The organism is Novosphingobium sp. AP12 (genome assembly GCF_000281975.1).
GTDB lineage: Bacteria > Pseudomonadota > Alphaproteobacteria > Sphingomonadales > Sphingomonadaceae > Novosphingobium.
The window spans coordinates 15810-39763 of record NZ_AKKE01000121.1; the positions used below are offsets into that span (position 1 = coordinate 15810).

At 67.1% G+C, this 23954-nt stretch carries 20 protein-coding genes; 14 read left to right on the forward strand and 6 right to left on the reverse strand.

The window, feature by feature from the left end:
- Positions 1-23: 23 nt before the first annotated feature.
- The 5 genes from PMI02_RS15955 to PMI02_RS15975 are packed head-to-tail and all read left to right on the forward strand — an operon-like array spanning position 24 to position 5735.
- Positions 24-1250 carry a CaiB/BaiF CoA-transferase family protein gene (locus PMI02_RS15955; protein WP_007684686.1) on the forward strand — a complete coding sequence of 409 codons (1227 nt, stop codon included), beginning with the start codon at positions 24-26 and terminating at the stop codon, positions 1248-1250.
- A gap of 56 nt (positions 1251-1306) precedes the next feature.
- A complete protein-coding gene (locus PMI02_RS15960) occupies positions 1307-1597 on the forward strand; it encodes a hypothetical protein (RefSeq protein WP_007684688.1) in 291 nt (96 codons plus the stop codon).
- 34 nt (positions 1598-1631) lie between these two features.
- Positions 1632-3131: a class I adenylate-forming enzyme family protein gene (locus tag PMI02_RS15965; RefSeq protein WP_007684690.1), complete on the forward strand. Its 1500-nt coding sequence runs from the start codon at positions 1632-1634 to the stop codon at positions 3129-3131.
- Entirely contained in the window at positions 3115-4317 is a 1203-nt protein-coding gene (locus PMI02_RS15970) for a CoA transferase (RefSeq protein WP_007684692.1), read from the forward strand. Before PMI02_RS15965 ends, PMI02_RS15970 begins: the two co-directional genes overlap by 17 nt.
- Complete coding sequence (locus tag PMI02_RS15975; protein WP_007684694.1) at positions 4311-5735, forward strand: amidohydrolase family protein; 1425 nt, start codon at positions 4311-4313, stop codon at positions 5733-5735. The genes PMI02_RS15970 and PMI02_RS15975 overlap by 7 nt, the downstream gene beginning before the upstream one ends.
- Here the strand turns inward: PMI02_RS15975 and PMI02_RS15980 are convergent.
- On the reverse strand, positions 5670-6374 hold the full coding sequence (locus PMI02_RS15980; protein WP_238539096.1) for an enoyl-CoA hydratase/isomerase family protein: 705 nt from the start codon (positions 6372-6374) through the stop codon (positions 5670-5672). The genes PMI02_RS15975 and PMI02_RS15980 overlap by 66 nt on opposite strands.
- Positions 6375-6959: 585 nt before the next feature.
- On the opposite strand from PMI02_RS15980, the gene PMI02_RS15985 reads away from it, so the two are divergent.
- Positions 6960-7775 carry a helix-turn-helix domain-containing protein gene (locus tag PMI02_RS15985; protein ID WP_007684697.1) on the forward strand — a complete coding sequence of 272 codons (816 nt, stop codon included), beginning with the start codon at positions 6960-6962 and terminating at the stop codon, positions 7773-7775.
- A gap of 67 nt (positions 7776-7842) precedes the next feature.
- Here the strand turns inward: PMI02_RS15985 and PMI02_RS15990 are convergent, their stop codons facing one another.
- Both PMI02_RS15990 and PMI02_RS15995 read right to left on the reverse strand, forming a co-directional pair.
- Positions 7843-9183, reverse strand: coding sequence for an amidohydrolase family protein (locus PMI02_RS15990; RefSeq protein WP_007684700.1), 1341 nt, complete (start codon positions 9181-9183; stop codon positions 7843-7845).
- A 57-nt stretch (positions 9184-9240) separates the two neighbouring features.
- The gene (locus PMI02_RS15995; protein WP_007684702.1) at positions 9241-9987 is read right to left on the reverse strand and encodes a DUF2889 domain-containing protein; all 747 of its coding nucleotides are present in this window, start codon (positions 9985-9987) and stop codon (positions 9241-9243) included.
- 345 nt (positions 9988-10332) lie between these two features.
- On the opposite strand from PMI02_RS15995, the gene PMI02_RS16000 reads away from it, so the two are divergent.
- The 3 genes from PMI02_RS16000 to PMI02_RS16010 all read left to right on the forward strand — a co-directional run bounded on the left by PMI02_RS16000 (position 10333) and on the right by PMI02_RS16010 (position 16247).
- Positions 10333-12516, forward strand: coding sequence for an acyl-CoA dehydrogenase (locus tag PMI02_RS16000; RefSeq protein ID WP_007684704.1), 2184 nt, complete (start codon positions 10333-10335; stop codon positions 12514-12516).
- A 13-nt stretch (positions 12517-12529) separates the two neighbouring features.
- Positions 12530-13351 carry an enoyl-CoA hydratase/isomerase family protein gene (locus PMI02_RS16005; RefSeq protein WP_007684705.1) on the forward strand — a complete coding sequence of 274 codons (822 nt, stop codon included), beginning with the start codon at positions 12530-12532 and terminating at the stop codon, positions 13349-13351.
- Positions 13352-13412: 61 nt separating this feature from the next.
- Positions 13413-16247: a pitrilysin family protein gene (locus tag PMI02_RS16010; protein ID WP_007684707.1), complete on the forward strand. Its 2835-nt coding sequence runs from the start codon at positions 13413-13415 to the stop codon at positions 16245-16247.
- On the opposite strand, the gene PMI02_RS16015 is transcribed toward PMI02_RS16010, so the two are convergent.
- A complete protein-coding gene (locus PMI02_RS16015) occupies positions 16248-17126 on the reverse strand; it encodes an oxaloacetate decarboxylase (protein WP_007684709.1) in 879 nt (292 codons plus the stop codon).
- 91 nt (positions 17127-17217) lie between these two features.
- The gene (locus PMI02_RS16020; protein ID WP_007684710.1) at positions 17218-17895 is read right to left on the reverse strand and encodes an HAD-IA family hydrolase; all 678 of its coding nucleotides are present in this window, start codon (positions 17893-17895) and stop codon (positions 17218-17220) included.
- A gap of 60 nt (positions 17896-17955) precedes the next feature.
- Here PMI02_RS16020 and glmU point away from each other — a divergent pair, with 60 nt between their 5' ends.
- Positions 17956-19350: a bifunctional UDP-N-acetylglucosamine diphosphorylase/glucosamine-1-phosphate N-acetyltransferase GlmU gene (gene glmU, locus PMI02_RS16025; RefSeq protein ID WP_007684712.1), complete on the forward strand. Its 1395-nt coding sequence runs from the start codon at positions 17956-17958 to the stop codon at positions 19348-19350.
- Between the two features lie 62 nt (positions 19351-19412).
- On the opposite strand, the gene PMI02_RS16030 is transcribed toward glmU, so the two are convergent.
- On the reverse strand, positions 19413-20120 hold the full coding sequence (locus PMI02_RS16030; RefSeq protein WP_157222551.1) for a tetratricopeptide repeat protein: 708 nt from the start codon (positions 20118-20120) through the stop codon (positions 19413-19415).
- 253 nt (positions 20121-20373) lie between these two features.
- Here PMI02_RS16030 and PMI02_RS16035 point away from each other — a divergent pair, with 253 nt between their 5' ends.
- From PMI02_RS16035 to glmS, 4 genes are all read left to right on the forward strand, one after another.
- Positions 20374-21204 carry an AIM24 family protein gene (locus PMI02_RS16035; protein WP_007684718.1) on the forward strand — a complete coding sequence of 277 codons (831 nt, stop codon included), beginning with the start codon at positions 20374-20376 and terminating at the stop codon, positions 21202-21204.
- A gap of 117 nt (positions 21205-21321) precedes the next feature.
- Positions 21322-21723, forward strand: a complete 402-nt coding sequence (locus PMI02_RS16040; protein ID WP_007684719.1) for a ribbon-helix-helix protein, CopG family — start codon at positions 21322-21324, stop codon at positions 21721-21723.
- Positions 21720-22100, forward strand: coding sequence for a PIN domain-containing protein (locus PMI02_RS16045; RefSeq protein WP_007684723.1), 381 nt, complete (start codon positions 21720-21722; stop codon positions 22098-22100). Before PMI02_RS16040 ends, PMI02_RS16045 begins: the two co-directional genes overlap by 4 nt.
- Before the next feature lie 18 nt (positions 22101-22118).
- The gene (glmS, locus tag PMI02_RS16050; RefSeq protein WP_007684724.1) at positions 22119-23942 is read left to right on the forward strand and encodes a glutamine--fructose-6-phosphate transaminase (isomerizing); all 1824 of its coding nucleotides are present in this window, start codon (positions 22119-22121) and stop codon (positions 23940-23942) included.
- Positions 23943-23954: the final 12 nt, after the last annotated feature.

Below are 23954 nucleotides of genomic sequence, written 5' to 3' on the forward strand. Positions count from 1 at the left end.
CCTTTGAGAAGGCAAGACCGCACATGAAGCAGGTGATGAAAGGCGTCCGGGTGCTCGAAGTCGCCCAGTTCGTCTTCGTCCCTGCGGCGGGTGCGGTGCTGGCCGAATGGGGCGCCGACGTCATCAAGGTCGAACATCCCGTGCGCGGCGACACCCAGCGAGGGATGCTAACGATCGCCGGCGCCAAGCTCGATCCCGTCGTGAACCCGATGCTGGAGCATCCCAACCGGGGCAAGCGCAGCATCGGTATCGACGTCGGCACTGAGGAAGGCCAGGCGCTCATCTACGAACTGGCGAAGACCGCCGACGTCTTCCTCACCAACTACCTGCCCTCGGCCCGGCAGAAGCTGAAGATCGACGTCGAGCACATCCGCGCCGCCAATCCGGACATCGTCTACGCGCGCGGCACCGGCTATGGCGACAAGGGCTCGATGCGCAACCGCGGCAGCTTCGATGCCACCGCGTTCTGGATCCACTCGGGCCTCGGCGACGCGCTGACCCCGCAGGAATTCGAAGTCCCGCTGACCATGGGCGTCGGCGGCCTCGGCGATTCCATCAGCGGGATGTACCTCGCCGGCGGCATCGCGGCAGCGCTCTACAACCGCACGCAGACCGGCGAGACTTCGGAGGTGGACGTGTCGCTGCTGAACAGCGCGATGTGGTCAATGGGTCAGGTCGTCGCGCCTTACCTGCACACCGGCAAGCAGATGCGCGTAGGGATTCCCAAGACCGGAGGCGCGGCGGTCAACCCGTTCATCGGCCATTTCCGCACGCAGGACGGCCGCGTGATCAGCCTCTTCATCATGGTTCCCGGACCGTACATAGCCGACACCTTCACGCACCTTGGCGTGCCCGAGGCCGCCGAAGACCCGCGCTTCGCGGACGCCCTCTCGCTCATGGCCAACAGCGAGGCGGCGAGCGCGATCATCACGCAGGCCATCGCCGCCCGGACCTTCGCCTACTGGTGTGAGCACCTCAAGACCATGCGCGGCCAATGGGCCGCCGTTCAGACCCTGCTAGACCTCGGCGACGATGCGCAGGCCATCGCCAACGACAGCTTCATCGAGGTAGACCCGATCGACGGTTCCGCCCCCATGCGCATCGTGCGCAGCCCCGTGCAGTTCGACCACGAAGCCTTCGCAACGTCGCGCGCACCGCAGCTATCCGAACATACTGAGACGGTATTGCTCGAACTGGGCCTTGAATGGCCCGAGATCGAGCGCCTAAAACAGTCCGGTGCCATCGCGTAGAAAAACGCAGCGCCCAGCCGGACATGACGCACACACGAGAGACAAGGAAATCTGAGATGAAGCCTGGAACCCGCCTGAAGAGCGCCGCCTGCGACACCGAGGTCATGGTGATCCGCGCCGCCGACGGCCAGATCGAATGCGGCGGCTCGCCGATGGGCGAGGCCAAGCCCGCCGAGGCAGCGCCGCTGGCCGCCGATTTCTCGGCAGGCACGCTGATGGGTAAGCGCTACGTCGATGCCGACGGTAAGTACGAACTGCTCTGCGTGAAGCCGGGCAAGGGTTCGCTCTCGGTCGACGGGACCGCGCTTGTCGTCAAGGACGCCAAGCCGCTTCCTGCTTCCGACTGACCTCCCCTCTTCCCGACAGGCACACCGAAAACCGATGAACATCGCTCTCCTTCTCGAAATGGCCGCCGAGGCCACCCCCGACCGCATCGCCCTCGTGTGCGACGGCAAGCGCTGGACTTACGGTGACCTCCTCGCCGCCGCGCGCGGGAGCTTCGAGCTGATCCAGGAAAGCGGCGCCGAATACGTTGCGCTGCTCGACGAGAGCAGCGAGGCGGCGGTGATCGCGGTGTTCGGTGCTGCCCTGGCCGGGGTTCCCTATTGTCCGCTCAACTACCGCCTGCCCGACGCGGACCTGGCCGCCCTCCTCGGCCGCATCTCGCCCGCGCTGGTGATCGGCGACGAGGAGCGCGTGCTGCGCATCGCGGGTGACCAGGACCACACCGTCCTGGCGCGCGAGGAGTTCACGCTCAAGGCGCAGGAAACCGTACCGGGCGACGACGCGCGCGAATACGATCCCGGCGAGGGCGTGGCGATCCAGCTATTCACCAGCGGCACCACCGCCGCACCGAAGGCGGCGATCCTGCGCCACGCGAACCTCATAGGCTACATCCTAGGCACCGTCGAATTCGCCAGCGCCGATGAGGCCGACGCCGCGCTCGTGGTGGTTCCGCCCTACCACATCGCCGGCATCTCGGCGCTGCTGTCGTCGATCTACGCCCAGCGCAAGATCGTGATGCTGCCCAACTTCTCGCCCGAAGGCTGGCTCTCGCTGGTCGAGGGCGAGACGGTCACCAACGCCTTCGTGGTGCCGACGATGCTCGCGCGCATCGTCGATGCCATGGAGAAAGGCGTCACCGCCCAGACCGATAGCTTGCGTGCCATCGCCTACGGCGGCGGCAAGATGCCGCTCGAAGTGATCCACAAGGCACTCGAACGCTTCCCGGCCGCCGGCTTCACCAATGCCTATGGCCTCACCGAAACCAGCTCGACCGTCGCCCTGCTCGGCCCCGAGGACCACCGCGAGGCGCTCGCTTCCGACGACCCCAAGATCCGCGCCCGCCTTACCTCGCTGGGCAAGCCGATCCCCACGATCGAGATGGAAATCCGCGGCGAGAACGGCGAGGTCCTGCCGGTGGGAGAGCCCGGCGAAATCTACGTGCGCGGCGACCAGGTCTCGGGCGAGTACAAGGAAAAGAGCGCGCTCGACGCGGCTGGCTGGTTCCCCACCCGCGACGCCGGCTTCATGGACGAGGACGGCTACCTCTTCCTCTCCGGCCGCGCCGACGACGTGATCGTGCGCGGCGGCGAGAACATGTCGCCCGGCGAGATCGAGGACGTGCTGCTCACCCACCCTGCCATCGCCGACGCCTGCGCCTGCGCGATCCCCTCGGTCGAGTGGGGCGAGACGGTCGGCGTGGCGCTGGTCACCCGCGAAGGCCATTCCACACCGGGCGAAGCCGAACTGAAGGAACTCGTTCGCTCGCGCCTGCGCTCCTCGCGCGTGCCTGAGCGGATCGCCTTCGTCGCCGAGCTGCCCTACAACGAAATGGGCAAGCTGCTGCGCCGCAAGGTCAAGGATGTCCTTGCCGACTGACGCCGCTCCCGGCCCGGCGATCCCGCTGGCGCGCTGGACCCAGAGGCAGCTCGACGCGATGGGCACCGCACACGGCGTCACGTTCCCCGACGGCGCGACGCTGATGGGCGAGCGCGGGTCGAACGGCGGCTACGTCATCGCCGGCAGGACCTCGGCTGGTCTCGGCGGCAGTCGGCTGATGCCCACGCGCGACGGCGGCTGGTTCGCGCTCACCCTGATCCGCGACGTGGACCGCGAACTGCTGCCCGCGCTGTTCGGCGAGGCTGACGTGGACGGTGACGACTGGAATGCGATTGCTGCGGCCGTGCTGCGCCATGACTGCGCCGACCTCGTCGCCACCGGCCGCACCCTCGGCCTGCCGGTCGCCTCCGCCGACGAGACGCCTGCATCACCTCCGACCGAAGTCCTGCTGCGCGGCGAGCGACGCGAACGCCCCGCCGGGCACCGCCCGCTGGTGGTCGACCTCTCCGCGATCTGGGCCGGGCCGCTGGCCGGGCACCTACTGTGGCAGACGGGCATGGAAGTGGTGAAAGTCGAAAGCCCCACCCGCCCCGACCTCATCCGCCGCGACGATCCGGCGACCTTCGACCGCATAAACCAGGGCAAGGCGAGCCTCCTCGTCGACTTCGCACGAGATGCCGAAAAAGCCGCGCTCGTTGCCCTCATCCGCCGCGCCGATGTTGTGATCGAATCCTCCCGCCCACGCGCCTTGCGGCACCTCGGTATCGACGCCGAAGCGCTAGTGCGCGAGGTGCCCGGCCTCGTCTGGCTCTCCGTCACGGGTCACGGTGCGTGCGGAGAGGCGGCCAACTGGGTCGGCATCGGCAACGATTGCGGCGTGGCCGGCGGGTTGTCGCGCGCCATGGCCGACCTGACCGGCGAGATCGGCTACGTCGGCGACGCCATCGCCGATCCCCTCACCGGCATCACCGCCGCGCGCGAGGGCCTTGCCGCCTACCGCAGCGGCGCAGCCCAGCGTATAGGCCTGTCGATGAGCGCCATCACCGCCCGAGCCCTGGCCGAGGAACGCGCCCACGACCGCGCCGAAATCGACGCCGAACTGCGCGCGTGGGGATCGTCGGTGGGGGGCCCGTTCCCCTACGCGGCACCACGCCCGCTGCATGCTGAAGTCCGCCCCATCGGCGCAGACACCGCCCGCTATCTCGGCGAGCCCGCGCAGTGTTGATCCGCGACGCCGAAGTGGAGGGACAGCGCCGCGATGTCCGCGTCGAAGGCCATCATATCGCCGCAATCGGTCGCCTCTCCCTTCGCCCCGGCGAACCCGTTATCGAGGCATGCGGCGGCGCCCTGCTCCCTGGCCTGCACGACCATCACATCCACCTCGCCGCCGTCGCCGCCCGGCGAAGCTCGGTGCAATGCGGCCCGCCCGAGGTCACCGATGCCGAGGGCCTCGCCCGCGCTCTGCAGGTGCCCGGCAGCGGCTGGCTACGCGCCATCGGTTTCCACGAGAGCGTCACAAGCGGGCAACTCCCGGATGCCGCGACCCTCGACCGAATGGTCCCCGAGCGCCCACTACGCCTGCAGCATCGCACGGGCCGGATGTGGCTGCTCAACTCCCGCGCGCTCGACGAACTACTCGCCGTCGCCCCCCCACCGCCGGGCCTGGAGCACGAAGGAAACCGCTACACCGGTCGCCTGTTCGACGAGGACGCATGGCTGCAGCAGGCGCTCGGAAGCGTGCCCCCCGACTTCGCCGCAGTCAGCGCCGAACTGGCCCGTTTCGGGGTGACCGGCGTGACCGACATGTCGCCGCGCAACGACCCGGTGATCGCCCGCCATTTCGCGCAGCAACGAGCGGAAGGTCGGCTGCTCCAGTCCACCGTTCTCGCGGGCGCTCTCGCTATGGCCGACGCGCCGCAGTCCGGCTGGCGCCTTGGGCCGTTGAAACTGCACCTCCATGAAGCCGCCCTGCCCGACTTCGACGAGGCGCTCGCCTTCGTGCGCGCCGGCCATGCACAGGGGCGCGCGCTGGCGGTGCACTGCGTGACCGAAGTCGAATTGGTCTTCACGCTCGCTCTGCTCGATGCCGCCGGGAGCCTGCCGGGCGACCGCGTCGAGCATGTCTCCGTCGCCTCGCCGGAACTTGTCGCGCAGATGGTCAACCTCGGCCTGCATGCATGCGTCCAGCCGCACTTCATCGCCGAACGCGGAGACCGCTATCTCGCCGACGTCGAGCCGCAGCATCACGGCGACCTCTACCGTCTGCGCACACTGCTCAAGGCCGGGTTGGCGCTCGCAGGAGGCAGCGACGCACCCTACGGCAGCGCCGATCCGTGGCGCGCCATGGCCGCCGCCGTCAGCCGCACCACGCCAATGGGTGCAGCCATAGGCCCCGAAGAAGCGCTTACGCCCGAGCAAGCCATGGCACTCTATCTCGCCGATCCGCTCGATCTGTCGCGCCAGCGCCGCATCGCGCCGGGCGAGCCCGCGGACCTCTGCCTGCTGGACAGGCCGTGGGCCTCGGCACGATCCCGGCTCGACAGCGGCGACGTGGCCGTCACCATCGCCAGCGGACGCCTAGTCCACCAGCGCGTCGATCAAACCCCATTCGAGCGCCTGGCGCGCGCCGATTCGCCGGCCTGACAGGACCATCAGCGCGGTCCGCTGGCGCCCGATCCGCCGCGTCAGGGAGACGCAGCCGCCGGCACCGGGAATGATGCCCATCGCCAGCTCGGGCAGCTGGAACCACGAGCGGCGCGTCGCCGTGATACGGCTGGCGAAGGCGGCGAGTTCGAGCCCTGCGCCGATGCAGGCCCCGTCGATCTCCACCGCGAACCGGTCGCCGCAGCGCGCCGCCTCGCGCGCCGGGAGCGTCCGGCAGCGGATCATGTGCGCGGTAGCCGGGTCGCTCGTGGTGCCGAACTCGGAAAGATCGGCGCCGAGGCTGAATGCCTTGCCCCTCGCCCGCAGGGTGATCCGCGTGATCGTCGGGTCCATGTTCACGAGGGCGAACGCCTCGTGCAGTCCATCGCGCATCGAGCGGTCGATGGCGTTGCCGGCCTCGGCCCGGTCGAGCACCGCGACCACCTCGTCGCCCTCCCGCGACAAGATTACCTTGCCCGGATCGAATGCCGCCGGCACCGCGGGCCGCTTCGCGATCCAGTCCTTGTGCCCGGCGCTTCCCTGGAGGGTCGCATAAGCAAACGACTCGGCCGTCAGTCCGTGTTCGACCGAAAGCGAGGGTAGCGCTCGCAACAGCTGTACGAGAGTCGCGGCTGCCATCGGGAAGGCAGTCGCAGCACTTGCGAGCACTTCTGCACAAAAGGCCGTATCGACTACCGTATCCAACTGGGACGCGAGGGCATGCGCACGATCACCGATTCCCACAACGGGCCACGGCGGCAACGGACCGGCCGTGAAATGGTGCGATGCAGTATCGAGGTCAATGAACGCCATCGGCTCGGGCCACCGAAATCCCGTCATTCCGGCTGGGGCAAGGTCGGCGACCGATACCGTCAATCCTGCGCAATCCATGGCTTTCCCGCTTAACTCCAGCCGATTCCGTTCATCGCTGGAAAGGCATGGCCCGGCACAAGTCCGTTGACCAGCCCCGACCTTGCTCGTCACACTCGCGGGGGTGGTGGAAGGAGCCGGGAACGGCCTGATCGCGCCTTGTGGAGACTGCGGGCCGGCCCTCCAACTTTCCTCAAGTCGTATACAAAAGAGTCGCTTGATGAACAGGAGTGTTGATGCTAACCCAAGTGAGCAAAAAACGAGAATGACTCAGTTATCTGGTCGTCGAATCGGGAATTGAGGCGGGCTCGGCAGAAGCGAGTTCATCAACCAAGCAGAGGGAGGAGAGACCTCATGTCTGGAAAGACGTCATCGTCATCGAACAAGGCAAAGATCGCGCGGCGGGTCATCGAGGTACTGGAGTACTTCGACGACGCCCACCGGGAAGCGACCGTCATGGATATCGTCCGTCGCTACAACCGCCCGCAGTCGAGCACGTCGGAGCTGCTTTCGAGCCTGGTCGAACTGGGCCTGCTTCACAAGGATCCCTACTCGCGCGCCTACAGCCTGACGCCCCGCGCCGCGCTGATCGGCACGTCCGGCCAGCCAGAGTTGGTGCGTGACGGGCGCATCGTGCGCCTCATGGACCGCCTCGTAGCGCAGACCGGCCTTTCGGTCGCGCTGCACTCGATGGTCGGGCTCGACGCCCAGATCGTCAACTGGCGCCATGGCCCGCGCGCCCTCGCCGCGACCCGCGAACTCGCGGGCGGCGTCAAGGAACCGCTCGCCCGCAGCGCCGCCGGCTGGCTGATGCTGTCCACCGTGGCGCGCCAGCGCTGCGAAGGCATGGTCCGCCGCCTTAACGCCGAAGCCGAAGAGCAGGGCAAGTTCGCCTTCTCGGAAATGATGGCCCGGATCGACGCGTGCCGTGAACCGCGCCACCTGTTCGGCCCGGCCGGTTTCGGCACCGGCGCCGATGCGCTCAGCGGCCTCGTCCCGCGCCAGCCCGACGGCCACCCGCTGGTCATCAGCGTGGTCTACGGCAAGGACGACAAGGTGAACCCCGAGGCGCTGTTCCAGTGCCTGCGCGACGCCATGATGGCCTGCCTGCCCGACCCGGCACCGCAGCACCCGCAGTCCTCGGTCGAGCAGTTCTCGCACGCCGCCTGACCAGTTCCAAAGACCCAACGGGAAAGGGCCTCGCGAGACATCTCGCGGGGCCCTTTCTTTTTTCTGCTTAAGCCTCCTGCCCGGCCATGCGGCTCATGCGATCCGCGTCTTCGTGGCGCATGAACATTTTCATGATGTCGCCCGACGTGACCGGCCGGACGTCGCCTTCCTCGAGCGGACGCTCGCCCAGCGACGACTTGGGGGTAATATCGACCCCTTCCGCCTTGGCCTTGGCGCGCAGGGCACCGACCGTCAGGTCCGCCTTGGCGTGGTGCTGGAACGGATCGAAGCGGAACCAGCGCATGGCGTTACCATGGGTGATCTTGTCGATCTGCGCGTCGGTCAGGTGGTTGATCGTCGGCCACAGCCGCTCGGGCACTTCGGGCCAGAGCGTGTCGGAGTGAGGGTAATCGCACTCGTAGGCGATGTTGTCCTCGCCGATGAACTTGACGTTCTGCAGGCCGAAGGCGTCGTCGATGAAGCAATTGAGGAAGTGGCGCTTGAACATCTCGCTCGGCTTCAGGTGCTGGAAGCGCGAGTTGGTCCAGTACTTGTGGCGCGAGTTCGAAAAGTCCGCGCGCTCGGTGAAGTAGGGCACCCAGCCGATCGAGCCTTCGGACAGGGCGATGCGCATGTCGGGATACTTGTGCAGCGCCTCGAGCTGCAGCCAGTCCGATGCGGCATAGGCGATGGTCATCGGCATGGTCGAGATCCACGCCTCGATCGGCGTCTCCATCGAGGCATGCGGCGCCGGATTGCCGCCGCCGATGTGGATGCAGATCGTCATGTCGAGGTCGGTGATCGCCTTGTAGAACGGATCCCAGTATTCATTGTGGATGCTGGGCAGGCCCTGGCACGTCGGGTTCTCGCTGATCGAGACGGTGTGGCAGCCCTTGTCGGTGACGCGCTTTAGCTCGGCGATCGTCGCGTCCATGTCCCATGTGGGGAGGATGGCGCAGGGGATGAAGCGGCCCGGATGGGCGCCGCACCACTCGTCGATGTGCCAGTCATTATAGGCGCTGACGTGCTTGACCGCGAGCGCCTTGTCGGGGACGCGGTGGAGGCGGCCGCCGGCGAAGTCGAACACGGATCCAAAGTTCAGCGAGGCGGCGATGCCGTTGACGTCCATGTCCTTGACGCGCTCATCGACCATGTAGACGCCCTCGCGCAGCTGGTCGAGCGAGGTCGGCTCCATGCCGTATTCCTCGAAGGGACGACCGACGACGGCGTTCAGCGCCACCGAGGCGAAGCTCTGGCCCTGGTACACCCATACGTCCTTGCCGTTCTCGTCCTTGACCATCCTGGGCGCGGATTCGAGCAGGTCGCCGGACAGGTGGTTCTTGAACATGTCGGGCGGCTCGCTGATGTGATCATCCACGCTGATGATCACCATGTCGTTCATTTCCATCTCTCGTCTCCCATCTGCGGCGGTTGATGCCGGTTGTTCTTCCCCGGGTTCTTCTTGTTAGCTTCGACTGAGCTCAAACCTTTCACGCAGGCCATCGAGCGGGCGCATTGCGCCGGAGCTGAAGTCCTTCGTCGGCGCCGCCTTCTCGGCGTGCTCCACGTTCCCGGGCTGCATGGTAAAGCAACTCGGACGGTGAAACAGCGCGGCATGTTTGTCCGTGTCGGACAAGGTGCGACCATGCGCGACGAGGCCCGCCCACTGGAGCATGCGGGCCGCCTCCTGCGGCGCCCCGGACAGCCCGCCGATCCAGTCGCGCAGGGTCAACAGCGACTGGCCCGTGAGCGCCTCTGGTTCGGTCAGCATCCCGTCCTGCTCGGTCCAGCGCTGGACCGTGGCGCCGTTGCGGCGCACTTCGAGGATCCGCTCACCGCGGCACGGATCGCTGACGGCAAAAGTGTATTCGCTCGGCCCCGTGTCTCCCGCATGGGCCGCGGCGAGCACGGCAAGGTCGTGAAGGTGGGTGCAGTTCGCCTGCTTGTCGCGCCGCGCCGTGACTTCGGCCAGAGGCAGGCCGATGAAGGTATCGCGCAGCACGCGCTCGGCGCCGGGGCAGGTCGTCCAGGGGATGCGGTCCATGTAGGCGTCGATGCCCGTGACCCGCTCGCCGGCGTGACGAAGCTCGACCACCATTGCGTGCAGGTCGTCCTCCAGCAGCGCCCGTATCCGGCCGTCGCCGGGTTCGATGCGGATGACGCGCCGATAGCCGGGCACCGTGAACACGTCGGGAACGGCGCAGGCGATCATGCGAAGCGCCGGGCGCACGGGAGGCCAAAGTCGGGCAATGGACGGATCACCGCGCTCCTCATTTCATGGCTGCACCGGGATAGCGCAGACTATCCTTGTCGCGGCCCGCTTGCCATACGGCCCCGCCCTCAGAGCCAGCCATCGCATGTGCGATTGCACTCCCCGAACGGGAACTTGCGCCTTGCCCCGCGAGGTGCCGGGGCCTGCCCGAAAACGCCTTCCGCATCGCGCCCGCGATTGCCGTGGAAGGTGGATTGAACGCCCCTGCGACCTGTGTTCAGGACCGTAGGTGAAGCGCACCTGCGTAAGCTGAGCCGACAACGATAAGCCCCGGGAAAGTCTGCCATGAACTTCGACCTCACCGACGAACAGGAAATGATGCGCGACACCTTCGCGCGCTTTCTCGACGAGCATTCCAGCACCGTGCGGGTCCGCAAGGCGCAGGAGACCGATGGCTTCGACCAAGCGCTGTGGAGCGGCCTCGCCGACCTGGGCGCCTTCGCGATGCGCGTGCCAGAGGATGCCGGCGGCATGGATCTGGGCCTGTTCGATGCGGCGCTGCTGATGGAGGAGGCCGGCCGCACGCTGGTCTCCGGCCCGCTCGCCGAAGCGCTGGTCGCGACGAGGCTGCTGGGCCAGCTCGGCGGTCAGAACGACCTGCTCGAAGCAGCGATCGGCGGTGAGACGGTGGTGACCATCGCCATGCACGACGTGGCCGACAAGCCGGTGCAGTGGATCGCCGGCGGAGCGGTGGCAAAGGCCGTTGTCGCCCGGCGCGGGTCCGACATCGTGCTGGTGACGGTGGCCGGCAAGGGCGAGGCAAACCTCGCAACCACGCCGATCGCCGAAATCGACCTCGGCGCCGGTGGGACCACCGTGCTCGCCTCGGGCGAGGAGGCGCTTGCCCTGTTCGCCGCCGCGCTGGAGGAGTGGAAGCTTTACATCGCCGTCGGCCTTTCCGGCATCGGGCGCCAGGCGCTCAAGATGGCCGCCGAATACGCAGGCGAGCGCAAGGCCTTCGGCCAGCTCATCGGCACTTTCCAGGGCATCTCGCACCCCCTCGCCGACCTGCTGTGCGACGTGGACGGCGCGAAGTTCCTCGCCTGGAAGGCCATCCGCGACATCTACGATGCTTCCGACGAAGCGGGCGCGACGATCTCGCTCGCCTACTGGTACGCCTGCGACGCCGCCGCCCGCGCGGTCGCGCAGGGGCTGCACACCTTCGGCGGCTTCGGCCTGTCGAGCGAGTACGACATCCACCTCTACAACCTGCGCGCCAAAGGCTGGCCGCTGGTCGCCGGCGATCCCGCTCTTGCGCTGGAAGAAGCCGGCCGCCGCCTCTACGCCGGTGAAAAGGCCGCCCTGCCCGCCTCCGGCGAAGTCCCGCTCGACTTCGACCTCGGCGACGAGGCCCGCGCCGTCTGCGCCGAGATCGCCGAGCTGTTCGCCACCAAGGTGACGCCGGAAATGAAGGCGAAGTTCCACTATTCCTGGGAAGGCTACGTCCCCGAAGTCCACAAGATGCTGGCCGAGCACAGCCTGCTGTTTCCCGGCCTGCCCGAGCACCTCTCGGGCCGCAACATCACGCCCTATGCACGCATCGCCGCGATGGGCGAGATGGAGCGTCAGGGCTACAACACCCCCGGCGCCAACGTCGCGGCCATGGTCGCGATGATGATCGACAAGTACGGCAGCGACGAACTCAAGGCCGAGGTTCTGCCGAAGATCACCGGCGGTGACGTGCTGTGCTCGCTGGGCTATTCCGAACCCTCCTGCGGCTCCGACGTCTTCGCCGCGCAGTGCAAGGCCACGCAGCAGGAAGATGGCTCCTGGCGCATCGACGGCACCAAGATGTGGACCAGCGGCGCCAACCTCTCCAGCTACGTGCTGATGCTCACGCGGACCAATCCCGACGTGCCCAAGCACAAGGGCCTGACGATGTTCATCGTGCCGCTCAAGACCGAGGGCGTCACCGTCCAGGCCGTCCACACCTTCCAGGACGAGCGCACCAACATCACCTTCTACGACGGCGTGGTGATCCCCGATTCGTGGCGCCTGGGCGAAATCGACGGCGGCGTGAAGACGATGAGCGCCGCGCTCGAACTGGAACACGGCGGCGGCTTCTCCAAGGTCATGAAGGCGATGATCGAGGCGGCCGAAGCGCTGACCGAGGACCTCGGCATCACCGGCGAAGTGCGCACCCAGTGCCGCCTCGCCCGCAGCGTCGCGCACCTGTGGATCTCGGACATGCTGACTTACCGCGCACAGTGGTCGAGCGTGGAGAAGAAGCCCAACTTCGGTTTCGGCCCGATGTCGAAGATGTACTCGTCCGAGAAGTTCCTCAGCGACAGCCGCGACCTGCTCGACCTGACCGCGCCGGTTTCACTGTCCAAGCGCGAAGGGCCTGCCGGTTTCCTCAACCAGTGCTATCGCCATGCCGCCGGCACGACGATCTACGGCGGCACCAGCGAGGTGCACCGCTCGATGGTCGCCGAACGCGGGCTGGGCCTGCCGCGCACGCGTGGTTGATGGGGAAATAAAGATGACCGAAGAAGCGCCGCACCTGCTGACCGAGGAGACCGACGGCATCCTCATCGCCACTCTCAACCGGCCGGACAAGCTCAACGCCATCAGCCGGGAGATGATGGACGGGCTGACCGAGGCCGTCCTGCGCCTGCGCGAAACGAGCGAACTCAAGGTCATGCTGATCCGGTCCGCCGGGCGCTATTTCAGTTCGGGCGCGGACCTGCGCGGCGGCAATCGCAACATTCCGTCGCTGGCCAACGTCGCCGCCAACACCGCGAGCAAAATCCGCGAGAACCACCGCCTCAACCTCAACAACATGCAGCAGTTGTGGGACGAGATGGAGCACGTGGAAAAGCCCATCGTCGTCGCGCACCATGCGATGTGCGTGGGCGGCGGGCTGGAAATGAGCCTATCGTGCGACTTCCGGCTCGCCGCGAAAAGTGCAGGATACGCCTTCCCCGAGGGGCTGTTTGGCGTACTCCCCGCGTCCGGCGGCGTTTCGCGCCTGACGCGGCTGTGCGGCCCGCACTGGGCGCGCTGGCTCATCATGGCGAACAAGCCCGCCAGTGCCGACATGGCCTTCACCATGGGCCTCGTCCACCAGGTATACGAAGACGAGACGTTCGAGGCTGAAGTCATGGATTTCTGCCGTCATCTCGCCAAGCAGAACGGCGAGCAGATGGGCGCCGCCAAGGTCGCGATCGACCTCTGCGCAGAAGTCGGCCGCGATTCCTCGCGGCACGTTGAGCGCATGGCCAACAGTGCGCTGATGCTGAATCCCGACTACATCAAGGGCATGGAAGCCTACCTCAAGGGCGTGGGCGGCAAGGGCAAGTAACCGGGCGCCGCGGTCCCACGCCCCTTGCCAACCCGTACGCATCGGGGCACTCCTTGCCCCGATGAGAGGTTTCCTGATTGCGACCCTGCTCGTGCTGGCGCCCTTGCCGCTGGCCGCGAAGGACCGACCCGCCCAGAGCGACACGGCCTGGGCTTTCGAGCACAGCGACGTTCCGCTCGACCGCGACTTCCGCTTCGGCCGGCTCTCCAACGGGCTGCGCTACGTCATCCGCCACAATGCCACCCCCGCCGGCACCGGCATCGTGCGTATGGATGTGGAAGCCGGATCGCTGGACGAGACGGAACAGGAACAGGGTTTCGCCCACTTCGTCGAGCACATGGCGTTCAACGGCTCGGCGCGCGTACCCGAGGGCCAGATGATCCCGCTGCTCGAGCGCGAGGGGCTTGCCTTCGGGGCCGACACCAATGCTTCCACCGGGTTCGACCGCACGCTCTACAAGCTCGATCTGCCCCGCGCCGACCCGGCCCTCCTCGACACAGCGCTCATGCTGATGCGCGAAACGGCAAGCAACCTGACGATCTCCCAGGCCGCGATCGACCGGGAACGCGGCGTGGTGCTCGCCGAAATGCGCGATCGCAACTCGTGGTCGCTGCGCAACACGATCGGCTCGACCAAGTTCTTCTACCCCGGCGCGCGCTATGCCGAGCGCTTCCCGATCGGCACGACCCAGACCCTGAACGCCGCCACGGCGGCCACCCTGCGTGCCTTCTACGAGCGCGAATACGTCCCCTCGCACGTCACGCTGGTGATCGTCGGCGACTTCGATGTCGACGCGGTCGAGGCCGGGATCGTGCGCCACTTCAACGACTGGAGCGGCGCCTCCGCTGAACCCCAGCCGGATGCCGGCCCCATCCTTCCCAAAGACCGGGACCGCGCTGAAATCTATCTCGACCCGGCGCTGGCCGAGCGTGTCACCGTACAGCGCAACGGCAAGTACCGGGACGAACCCGACAGCATCGCCCAGCGCCGCGAAGGGCTGCTGCGCTCGATCGGATACGATATCGTCAACCGCCGCCTCCAGCGTCTCTCGCGCACGGCCGAGCCGCCGTTCCGCGGCGCCGGCTTCGGCACCGGCGATGTGTTCGAGGCAGGGCGATCGACCCGCCTGATCATCGACACCGTCGACGGCAAGTGGCGCGCCGGGCTTGACGCGGCCGGACGCGAATACCGGCGCGCGCTGACCTACGGCTTCCAGCTCGGCGAAGTGGCCGAGCAGGTCGCGCAGATCCGCACGGCGCTCGCCAATGCCGCGGGCTCTGCCGCGACGCGCAGCAACGCCGCGCTGGCGCAGCTGGCGCTCTCGCTTGTCGATGACGAGCTGGTACCCTCCACCCCGCAGTCCGCCCGCGACCGCTTCGAGGCTTTGGCGCCGCAGATCACGCCGACGGCCGTGCTCGCGGCGATGAAGCGGGAGGCTGTGGCGCTGGACAAGCCGCTGATCCGCTTCCAGGGGCGGCGGGCACCCGATGGCGGCGAGGCCGCGCTGCGCGAGACGTGGCGCAAGGTCACGCATGCGAAGATCGCCCGCGAAACGACCAGCGCCGCCACGCAGTTCGCCTACACCGACTTCGGAAAGCCGGGCGAAGTGGTGAGCGACGCCCGCACGCCCGACCTCGGCATACGGGAGGTCCGTTTCGCCAACGGCGTCATGCTCAACCTCAGGAAGACCGATCTCGAAACCGACCGCGTGCGCGTCAGCCTTGCGATCGACGGCGGCGACCGGCTCTCCACCCGCGCCAATCCGCTGGCGAGCGAGATGACGCCGTACCTCGACGAAGGCGGCCTTGCCCTGCACAGCCGTGATGATCTCGATTCGATCCTGGCCGGGCGGACGGTCGGGTTCGGGCTTTCGCGCGGGGCGTCCAGTTTCGATTCGCAGGTCGCCACCACGCCGCGCGATCTCGAACTGCAGCTCCAGCTGCTCACAGCGCTGGTGACCGCTCCCGGCTACCGGCAGGAGGGCGAGGTGCAGTACCGGCAGCAGATCAACAACTATTTCGCGCAGGCCCGCGCCACGCCGGGTTCGGCGCTGCAGGCGGACCTCGGCGCGATCCTGTCGGACGACGATCCGCGCTTCAGCCTGCAGAAGGTGGAGGATTACAGGCAACTCACGTACGCGCGGCTTCAGACGGATATCGGCGACCGGCTGCAACATGGCGCGATCGAGGTCGGCGTGGTCGGCGACATCGATGAGGACCGGACGATCGCCCTCGTCGCCGCGACGCTGGGTGCCTTGCCCGCGCGCGAACCCGGCTTCCGGGACTACGACGACCAGCCCGCCCGCCCCTTCACCAACGATCGTAAGCCCCGCGTGATCCGGCATACGGGCCCCGCAGACCAGGCGCTGCTGCGGATCACCTGGCCAACGCGCGATGATAGCGACCCGGTGGAGACGCTGGCCCTCGAGATGCTGGAACGGGTCATGCGGGTCGAGCTGACCGACCAGCTGCGCGAGGCGCTGGGCGAGGCCTACTCGCCCTCCGCGTCGAGCTATCTTTCGCACGAATGGAAGGGCTACGGCACGTTCACCGTCAATGCTTCGGTCGAAGTCTCCGAAGTGCCTGCGACCCGCGCCGCGATCCGGCAGGTGGTGAGCGAACTGCGCTCCGCTCCAGTGAGCGATGACATCCTTCGCCGCGCCCGCCAGCCGCTCGTCGAGGGATTGCAGAACGCGCTCAAGAGCAACGGTGGCTGGATGGCGCTGGTCGACCGCGCCCAGACCCAGCCCGATCAGATCGAGCGCTTCGAGCAGGCCAAAGGCCGCCTCCTGGCCCTCACCCCGGCGGACGTTCAGGCGATGGCGACGCGCTACCTCGCGCCCGATGCCGGGCTCGAGGTGCTGGTACTGCCGGAGGGCGTCGCAGCCCCGAAGTGATCACCGTGCGTGGTTGGGCCTCGTCGGTTTGCCGGTCCGCTCAGCCCAGTCGACGATGAGTTCGTCGTAGAGGTTCTGGTCGATCAGGTCGTACTTCTCGGGGAAGTTGGTGAAGGCGCTCATGGCGCTGGCGACGCCGCCCGTCTCCATCAGTTCGCGCGCCATCTTGAGATGGTTGACGGCCGCCGAGACCCAGCCCCACCCGGTCGACAGCGTGAACCGAGTATCCGGCAGATTGAAGCCGAGCGTGCAGACGGGGATCTTCACGTGGGGGATCACCTCGGCCTGCTGCTCCGGCGGCGCGCTGGCGAAGACGATCGCGTCGGCGCCAGCCTCGACGTAGGCATGGGCGCGGCGGATCGTCTCCTCGATCGAGCCGGTGCCCCCGCCGCCGTTAGCGCTGGTGTAGAGTTCGTCGCAGCGCGCGATGATGACAAGCCCCGAATCGCCCCGCGCCTTCACGCCCGCCTCGATCCGGCACTGCATCTCCTCGATCGAGCACAGGCCGTTGACGTGATTGGAGTGCTTGGGATTGACCTCGTCCTCGACGTGATAACCGGCGATCCCGGCGGCGACATACATCTTCGTCAGGCGATAGGCGTCGGCCACGGTCTCGCCCAGCGTGTCGGCGTCAGCGATGAGCGGGATGGACATGGCCTGGGCGATGCGACCGGCCTGGTCGATCTGCTCGATCTGGCTGAAGCTGCCGTTGTCCGGCACTGCATAATGGAACGCCGAGCAGGCATGGCCGCCCAGATAGGCCGCCTTGAAGCCGACATGCTCGACGATGCGCCCGGTCAGTGCGCTATAGGCTTCGGCGGCGACGAAATGGTCGCCGTTCTCGATCAGTGCGCGCAGCTTCTCACCCGGTGTCGGCATCGCTTCGTCTCCCTCTTTTGCAAGAGGGCTCGCACGGTCGCCGGATGCTGGCAAGCGTGGCCACTTGGCCCGCGCGGTTATCGGGTGGGCGTTACGCTCCCAGGCGCTCCAGCGCCGGGATCAGTTCGTCGAAGTGCCCAATGACGGTTGCCGCGTTCAATTCTTCGGCCGAGAAGTCGTTGAAGCCGAAGCCGACGACGATGCAGGGCAAGCCCGCCGCCGCCGCCGCCCGGGTATCGTAGGTCGTGTCGCCGACATACGCTGCCCTGCCCCCGCCGCCGCGTTCCAGCATCAGTTCGATCAGGTCGGGACGCGGCTTGGCGCGGCCGGGGCCGAGCGTGTCGCCGCCGATGACCGTGTAGAAGCGGTCGGACAGGCCAAGCTCCGCGAAGATCTTCACTGCGAAGCGTTCGAGCTTGTTGGTGACCACCGCGATCCTGACGCCCCTCGCCGCCAGCTCATCGAGCATCGCCTCGCCGCCCGGGAAGTGCCGAGTCTCAACCGCGATGTTGGCCTCGTAGTAGGCGAGTAGCGCGTCGTGCAGTTCCTCGAACCGCGCGTCGTCGACCGCGCCGCCCGTGGCCAGCATCGCGTTGGCGAGCATCTTGCGGGCCCCTCCGCTGACGAAGCCGCGCACTTCCTCGACCGGGACCGGGCTCCGGCCCTCCAGCGAAAGCGCGTGATTCACAGCGTGGGCAAGGTCGCCGAGACTGTCGAGCAGGGTTCCGTCGAGGTCGAAACCGACGATTTCAAAGGGAAATGAGGTCATCCCCGCTGCAGTGGCGGCTTGGTGTGGAAACCGCAACAAATTGCTGGCAGGAGTGGACCCATGACTTCTGCCAGTACGCCCGTCGCCCAGGCCCCTCTCGCCGCCCCGCTTGCCATCGTAGTTCTCGCCGCCGGCAAGGGCACCCGCATGAAAAGCGAGCTGCACAAGGTTCTCCACCCGATCGCCGGGCGGCCAATGCTCGAACATCTTCTGGCGAGCGCGCAGGACCTCGCCCCGGAGCGGCAAGTCGTCGTTGCGGGGCACGGGCGCGAGCAGCTGGAAAAGGCGCTCGGAATGCGCGCGACGATCGCGGTGCAAGAGCCGCAGCTCGGCACGGGCCACGCGGTGCAGCAGGCGGAAACGGCGCTGGCAGGCTTCGACGGCGACGTACTGATCCTCTACGGCGACGTTCCCTTCGTGCGCGCCGATACTATGCGCGCGATGATCGAGCGTCTCCACGCCCCCGACGCCCCCGCCGTCGTCGTGCTCGGATTCCAGCCTTCGGACCCGCTGCAGTACGGCCGCGTGCTCGCCCACGACGACGGGCGGATCGCGATGATGGTCGAGTACAAGGACGCCACCGACGAGCAGCGCGCTTGCCGCCTCTGCAATTCCGGCCTGATGGCGGTGAAGTCGGCGGACCTGTTCGACCTGCTCGCCAAGGTCGGCAACGAGAATTCCCAGGGCGAGTATTACCTCGTCGACATCGTCAACATCGCCACGCTCGAAGGCCGGGCCTGCGCGGTCATCGTCACCGACGATCCGGACGAAGTGGGCGGCATCAACAGCCGCGGCGAACTCGCCGAGGCGGAAGGCCGGTGGCAGGCGAAGCGCCGCATCCAGGCCATGGCACAAGGTGCGACGCTGATCGCGCCCGAAACCGTATTCTTTTCGTGGGACACCCGGATCGGCCGCGACGTCACCATTGAGCCCAACGTGGTGTTCGGTCCGGGCGTCACCGTCGCCGACAATGTAGTGATCCATGCATTCTCGCACCTCGAAGGCGCCACGCTGGAAAGCGGCGTCGCCATCGGTCCCTATGCTCGCCTGCGCCCCGGCGCGGTACTCAGGGCCGGGTCCAAGGTCGGCAACTTCGTCGAGATGAAGAACGCCGTGCTGGGCGAAGGCGCCAAGGCCAACCACCTGACCTACCTTGGCGATGCGACCGTGGGAGCCGGCGCCAATATCGGCGCGGGCACCATCACCTGCAACTACGACGGCTACTTCAAGCACCAGACAGTGATCGGAGAGCGCGCCTTCATCGGCTCCAATAGCGCGCTGGTCGCGCCCGTGAAGATCGGCGCCGATGCCATCGTCGCCGCCGGCAGCGCGGTGACGCGTGACGTGGCGGACGGCGAACTGCGCCTCGTGCGCGGCGAGCAGCTGGTCAAGCCCGGCTGGGCCGACCGCTTCCACGACGCGATGAAGAAGAAAAAGGCCGAGAAGGAAGACTGAGGGGCCAAGCCCGTCATATCCGCGCCGCGCCGGTTGTCACCGGGCGCGGCGGGGTACCGGTATCAGGAACCGATCGCCTTCTTGCGGGCAATGTTGCCGAGTTCGGCGACGGCGATCTCGCTTTGCGGATCGTATCGCAGCGACTGTGTGTAAAGCGCCTTCGCCTCGTCGTACTGGCCCATCGCGGCCTTGTTGAAGCCCATCCCGCGCAGTGCACGCGCTGCAACGGATGCGTCGGGACCGGTGGTCGACTTGTCGACGATCGACCACGCGCGGGCGAAACCATCATAGCTCGCCTGCCAGTCGCGGCGGGATTTGAAGAGTTCGGCATATTCGTTGGCGAAATGGGCATTGGTCGGCGCCATCTGCGCTGCCTTGCCAAGTTCGGCTTCGGCGAGATCGCCCCGGCCGAGGTCGATCAGCGCGAAACCTTTGCCGAAGTGCGCGTCGCAGACCGCCGGATCGATCGTGGCGGAAGCATCGCCGGCTGCGCCGTCGCCGAGGCGGCAGAGCCGAGGCCGGGTGTCACCGGCAAGGTGCATCTGGCCCTGCGCGATCACCTTGTCGAACAGCTTGACCGCCTGTTCCTGCTTGCCGCGGCGGATGAGGTTGAAGCCCTGCTTCACGTCCGCGCCTGCATCGAACTTAGGGGCGTCGAATTTTGGAGCAGCGCGTTCGAATGCCGCCGCGACCAGCGCAGCCGGAGCGATCGCGACCGCGGAGGAATGCTCCGCATCGGCCGAACTGGCCTGCGCCGATCCTGCGAACATCAGAGAAACCGCCCCTGCCAGGGCAATCAGTGCTGTCGACGCAATTCTTGCGTTCATCCGTGATTTCCTCTCCCAGAACACCGTTGCCGCACCGGTCTGTGCCGGGGCTTTTCTAACGGGCCAATCGTCGGCCAGTGTTCGTTGAACGGTGAAGAATATCCGACCGGTGCGGTTTGACAAGTCGCCTTGCCGAAATCACACCGTCGTTCATCGCATTCGCCCCCGAAACGGGCTCAATACACGGAGATTATGGATGGCAAACAGTCCCTGGAGCCACAGCCGCAGTTCCTCGATCGCCGACGACGTCGACTTCGAGATCAAGGGCCAGGAGCTTCAGTTCGTCGAGATCGAACTCGACCCCGGCGAAAGCGCGGTGGCGGAAGCCGGGGCGATGGTCTGGAAGGACGCCGCGATCGACATGACCACGGTCTTCGGCGATGGTTCAGGCGACCAGGGCGGCGGTTTCATGGGCAAACTGCTGGGCGCGGGCAAGCGCCTCGTCACCGGCGAGAGCCTGTTCACCACCGTCTTCACCCATCGCGGCTCGGGCAAGGCGCGCGTCTCCTTCGCCGCACCCGTCCCCGGCGCGATCCTGCCGATCAAGCTCGACGACGTCGATGGCCAGTTGATCTGCCAGAAGGACGCCTTCCTGGCGGCGGCCCGCGGCGTCTCGATCGGCATTCACTTCCAGCAGAAGATCATGACCGGCCTTTTCGGCGGCGAAGGTTTCATCATGCAGAAGTTGGAAGGGGACGGCTGGGTCTTCGTCCAGATGGGCGGCACCGTGATCGAGCGTGAGCTTCGCGCCGGCGAGGAACTGCACGTCGACACCGGGTGCGTTGCCGCGATGACCGCCGGAGTCGGGTTCGACGTGATCCGGGCCGGGTCGGTCAAGTCGATGATCTTCGGCGGCGAAGGCGTGTTCTTCGCCCGCCTGCGCGGCCCCGGCAAGGTCTGGATCCAGTCGCTGCCGTTCTCGCGCCTCGCCGGCCGGATGCTCGCCGCAGCAGGTTCGCGCGGCGGCCAGAGCCGGGGTGAAGGCTCGCTGCTGGGCTCGCTGGGCAACATGCTCGACGGGGATTGATGACGAAGACGTAATGCGCGGGACAGTGCGTGGTCATCGCCGAGCATGCACTGTCCCCGGCATGGCTCAAGACCCATCCACCTTGCCAGTGATATCACGATATGATATCGCGATATCATGACGCGCATCCTGGCAGACCTTCCCGATGAGGACATCCGCTGGCTCGACGCGCGCGCCGCCGAACTTGGCAAGTCACGCGCCTCGGTCCTGCGCGAGGCCGTCAGCGCCTATCGCGCCGAGGGTTCGCAGGACTGGATCGACCGGGGTTTCGGCCTATGGAAGGACCGCACCGACATCGGCGACGCCGTCGAATGGCAGCGCCGCGAACGGGCGGCGACGGCCCGGCCCTGGGACTACGACTACGAGGAAGTGCGGGCCGAATTCCCCGACCTGTTCGACAAGGTCGATGATCGTGAACATGAGCACTACCGTAAGGTCATGGGCGCTGATTCCTTTTCCCCGCGCGTGCCGAAACCGGACGTCCCCCAGAGTGATGCCGGGGCGAAACCTGCCTCGTGACGAGCTTTGCGTTCGACGCCAATATCGTGATCGACGCGCTGGGCGGCATCCCGGATGCGCGGGTCGAAATGCGCCGCGCCGTTAGCATAGGGCGACGCCTGTGGATCAGCCGCATGGCCTGGATCGAAATCATGTCAACGGGTGACGGGCCGCTGCTCCAGCGGACCGAGGCTTTCCTGTCGGGCTTCGCCATCGACGAGGTCGACGAGGAAATCGCCACCCGCGCCGCGTCCCTGCGCCGGGAGCGCCCGCGCCTGCGCTCGCCCGATGCCATAATCCTCGCCAGCGCGATCGTGCGCGGGCGCATCCTGGTTACACGAAATACCAAGGATTTTCCGGCAAGCATGCCGGGCATCCGCGTCCCTTATACCCTCTAAGATAAGGCATACCCTCTCATGTGTGGCATCATCGGCATCGTCGGCAAGGAAGACGTGGCGGACCGCTTGGTCGACGGACTGCGGCGCATGGAATACCGCGGCTACGACAGCGCCGGCGTCTGCACGATCTACGACGGCCAGCTCGTGCGCCGCCGCGCCGAGGGCAAGCTCCTCAATCTCGTCAAGGAACTGGCGCGCGATACCGCACCCGGCCTGACCGGCATCGCCCACACACGCTGGGCCACCCACGGTGCACCGACCGCGGCCAATGCCCACCCCCACGCCACCGCCGAACTGGCGCTCGTCCACAACGGCATCATCGAGAACTTCAAGCCACTGCGCGAAGCCCTCGAATCGCGCGGACGCACGTTCGAGAGCCAGACCGATACCGAAGTCGTCGCCCACCTCGTCTCCGAGCAGGTCGAAGCCGGTCTATCGCCCGAGGATGCGGTCAAAGCCGCCCTGCCCCAGCTTCGCGGCGCCTTCGCGCTGGCCATCGCCTTCCGCCGCTTCCCCGACATGCTGATCGGCGCCCGCCTCGGCTCTCCCTTGGTGGTGGGCTACGGCGAGGGCGAAATGTATCTCGGCTCGGACGCCCTGGCGCTCGCGACGCTGACCCAGCGCATTACCTACCTCGAAGAAGGCGACTGGGTCGTCATCACCCGCGAGGGCGCGCAGATCTACGACGCGGAGAACAATCCGGTGACGCGCGAGATCGTTGCCTCGGGCGCATCGGCCGTCGCGATCGAGAAGGGCAACTACCGCCACTTCATGCAGAAGGAGATCTTCGAGCAACCGACCGTGGTGGCCCAGACGCTGCGTTCGTACCTGCGTCAGGTAGACCAGTCGGTAGCTTTGCCGCAGATCGACTTCGACCTCGGCGCGATCAAGCGCATCACCATCGTCGCCTGCGGCACCAGCTACTACGCAGGCATGGTCGCCAAGTACTGGATCGAGACTTTCGCCCGCCTGCCGGTCGACATCGACGTGGCCTCCGAGTTCCGGTACCGCGACCCGGTGCTCGAGGACGGCGGCCTGGCCCTCTTCATCTCGCAGTCGGGCGAGACGGCCGACACCCTTGCTGCGCTGCGCCACTGCAAGGCGGCCGGGCAGACGATCGCCGTCGTCGTCAACGTGCCGACCAGCACCATGGCGCGCGAGGCGGACCTGCTGCTGCCCACCCATGCCGGGCCGGAAATCGGCGTCGCCTCGACCAAGGCGTTCACCTGCCAGCTTGCCGTCCTCGCCGCACTCTCCGCGCATCTGGCGGTCAAGCGCGGCCGGATGGACCGCTCGGAGGAGATGGAGGTCGTCCACCATCTCCTCCAGACCCCGGCCAGCCTCAACGCCGCGCTTGACCACGACGAGGAAATCGCCGCGATGGCACACCTCATCGCCCCGGCGCGCGACGTGCTCTACCTCGGCCGAGGCCCGGACTATCCGCTGGCGCTGGAAGGCGCGCTCAAGCTGAAGGAGATCAGCTACATCCATGCCGAGGGTTATGCCTCCGGAGAGATGAAGCACGGTCCCATCGCGCTGATCGACGAGGCAGTGCCGGTCATCGTCCTCGCGCCCTCCGGCCCGCTGTTCGAGAAGACCGTCAGCAACATGCAGGAAGTGCGCGCGCGCGGCGGCAAGGTCGTGCTGATCTCGGACGCCGAGGGCATCGCCGAGGCCGGCGAAGGCTGCATCGCCACGATCGAGATGCCGCGCGTCCACCCGCTGATCGCCCCGCTCGTATACGCGGTCCCCGTGCAGCTGCTGGCCTACCATGTCGCCTGCGTGAAGGGCACCGACGTCGACCAGCCGCGCAATCTCGCCAAGAGCGTGACGGTCGAATAGGCGCCGTTCCCT

What these genes read in the sequence shown, in the direction of transcription:
- PMI02_RS15955 (WP_007684686.1), top strand. Translation starts at nt 24, where the DNA reads ATGAAGCAGGTGATGAAAGGCGTCCGGGTGCTCGAAGTCGCCCAGTTC.
- PMI02_RS15960 (WP_007684688.1), top strand. Translation starts at nt 1,307, where the DNA reads ATGAAGCCTGGAACCCGCCTGAAGAGCGCCGCCTGCGACACCGAGGTC.
- PMI02_RS15965 (WP_007684690.1), top strand. Translation starts at nt 1,632, where the DNA reads ATGAACATCGCTCTCCTTCTCGAAATGGCCGCCGAGGCCACCCCCGAC.
- PMI02_RS15970 (WP_007684692.1), top strand. Translation starts at nt 3,115, where the DNA reads ATGTCCTTGCCGACTGACGCCGCTCCCGGCCCGGCGATCCCGCTGGCG.
- PMI02_RS15980 (WP_238539096.1), bottom strand. Translation starts at nt 6,374, where the DNA reads ATGGCAGCCGCGACTCTCGTACAGCTGTTGCGAGCGCTACCCTCGCTT.
- PMI02_RS15985 (WP_007684697.1), top strand. Translation starts at nt 6,960, where the DNA reads ATGTCTGGAAAGACGTCATCGTCATCGAACAAGGCAAAGATCGCGCGG.
- PMI02_RS15990 (WP_007684700.1), bottom strand. Translation starts at nt 9,183, where the DNA reads ATGGAAATGAACGACATGGTGATCATCAGCGTGGATGATCACATCAGC.
- PMI02_RS15995 (WP_007684702.1), bottom strand. Translation starts at nt 9,987, where the DNA reads ATGATCGCCTGCGCCGTTCCCGACGTGTTCACGGTGCCCGGCTATCGG.
- PMI02_RS16000 (WP_007684704.1), top strand. Translation starts at nt 10,333, where the DNA reads ATGAACTTCGACCTCACCGACGAACAGGAAATGATGCGCGACACCTTC.
- PMI02_RS16005 (WP_007684705.1), top strand. Translation starts at nt 12,530, where the DNA reads ATGACCGAAGAAGCGCCGCACCTGCTGACCGAGGAGACCGACGGCATC.
- PMI02_RS16010 (WP_007684707.1), top strand. Translation starts at nt 13,413, where the DNA reads ATGAGAGGTTTCCTGATTGCGACCCTGCTCGTGCTGGCGCCCTTGCCG.
- PMI02_RS16015 (WP_007684709.1), bottom strand. Translation starts at nt 17,126, where the DNA reads ATGCCGACACCGGGTGAGAAGCTGCGCGCACTGATCGAGAACGGCGAC.
- PMI02_RS16020 (WP_007684710.1), bottom strand. Translation starts at nt 17,895, where the DNA reads ATGACCTCATTTCCCTTTGAAATCGTCGGTTTCGACCTCGACGGAACC.
- glmU (WP_007684712.1), top strand. Translation starts at nt 17,956, where the DNA reads ATGACTTCTGCCAGTACGCCCGTCGCCCAGGCCCCTCTCGCCGCCCCG.
- PMI02_RS16030 (WP_157222551.1), bottom strand. Translation starts at nt 20,120, where the DNA reads ATGTTCGCAGGATCGGCGCAGGCCAGTTCGGCCGATGCGGAGCATTCC.
- PMI02_RS16035 (WP_007684718.1), top strand. Translation starts at nt 20,374, where the DNA reads ATGGCAAACAGTCCCTGGAGCCACAGCCGCAGTTCCTCGATCGCCGAC.
- PMI02_RS16040 (WP_007684719.1), top strand. Translation starts at nt 21,322, where the DNA reads ATGACGCGCATCCTGGCAGACCTTCCCGATGAGGACATCCGCTGGCTC.
- glmS (WP_007684724.1), top strand. Translation starts at nt 22,119, where the DNA reads ATGTGTGGCATCATCGGCATCGTCGGCAAGGAAGACGTGGCGGACCGC.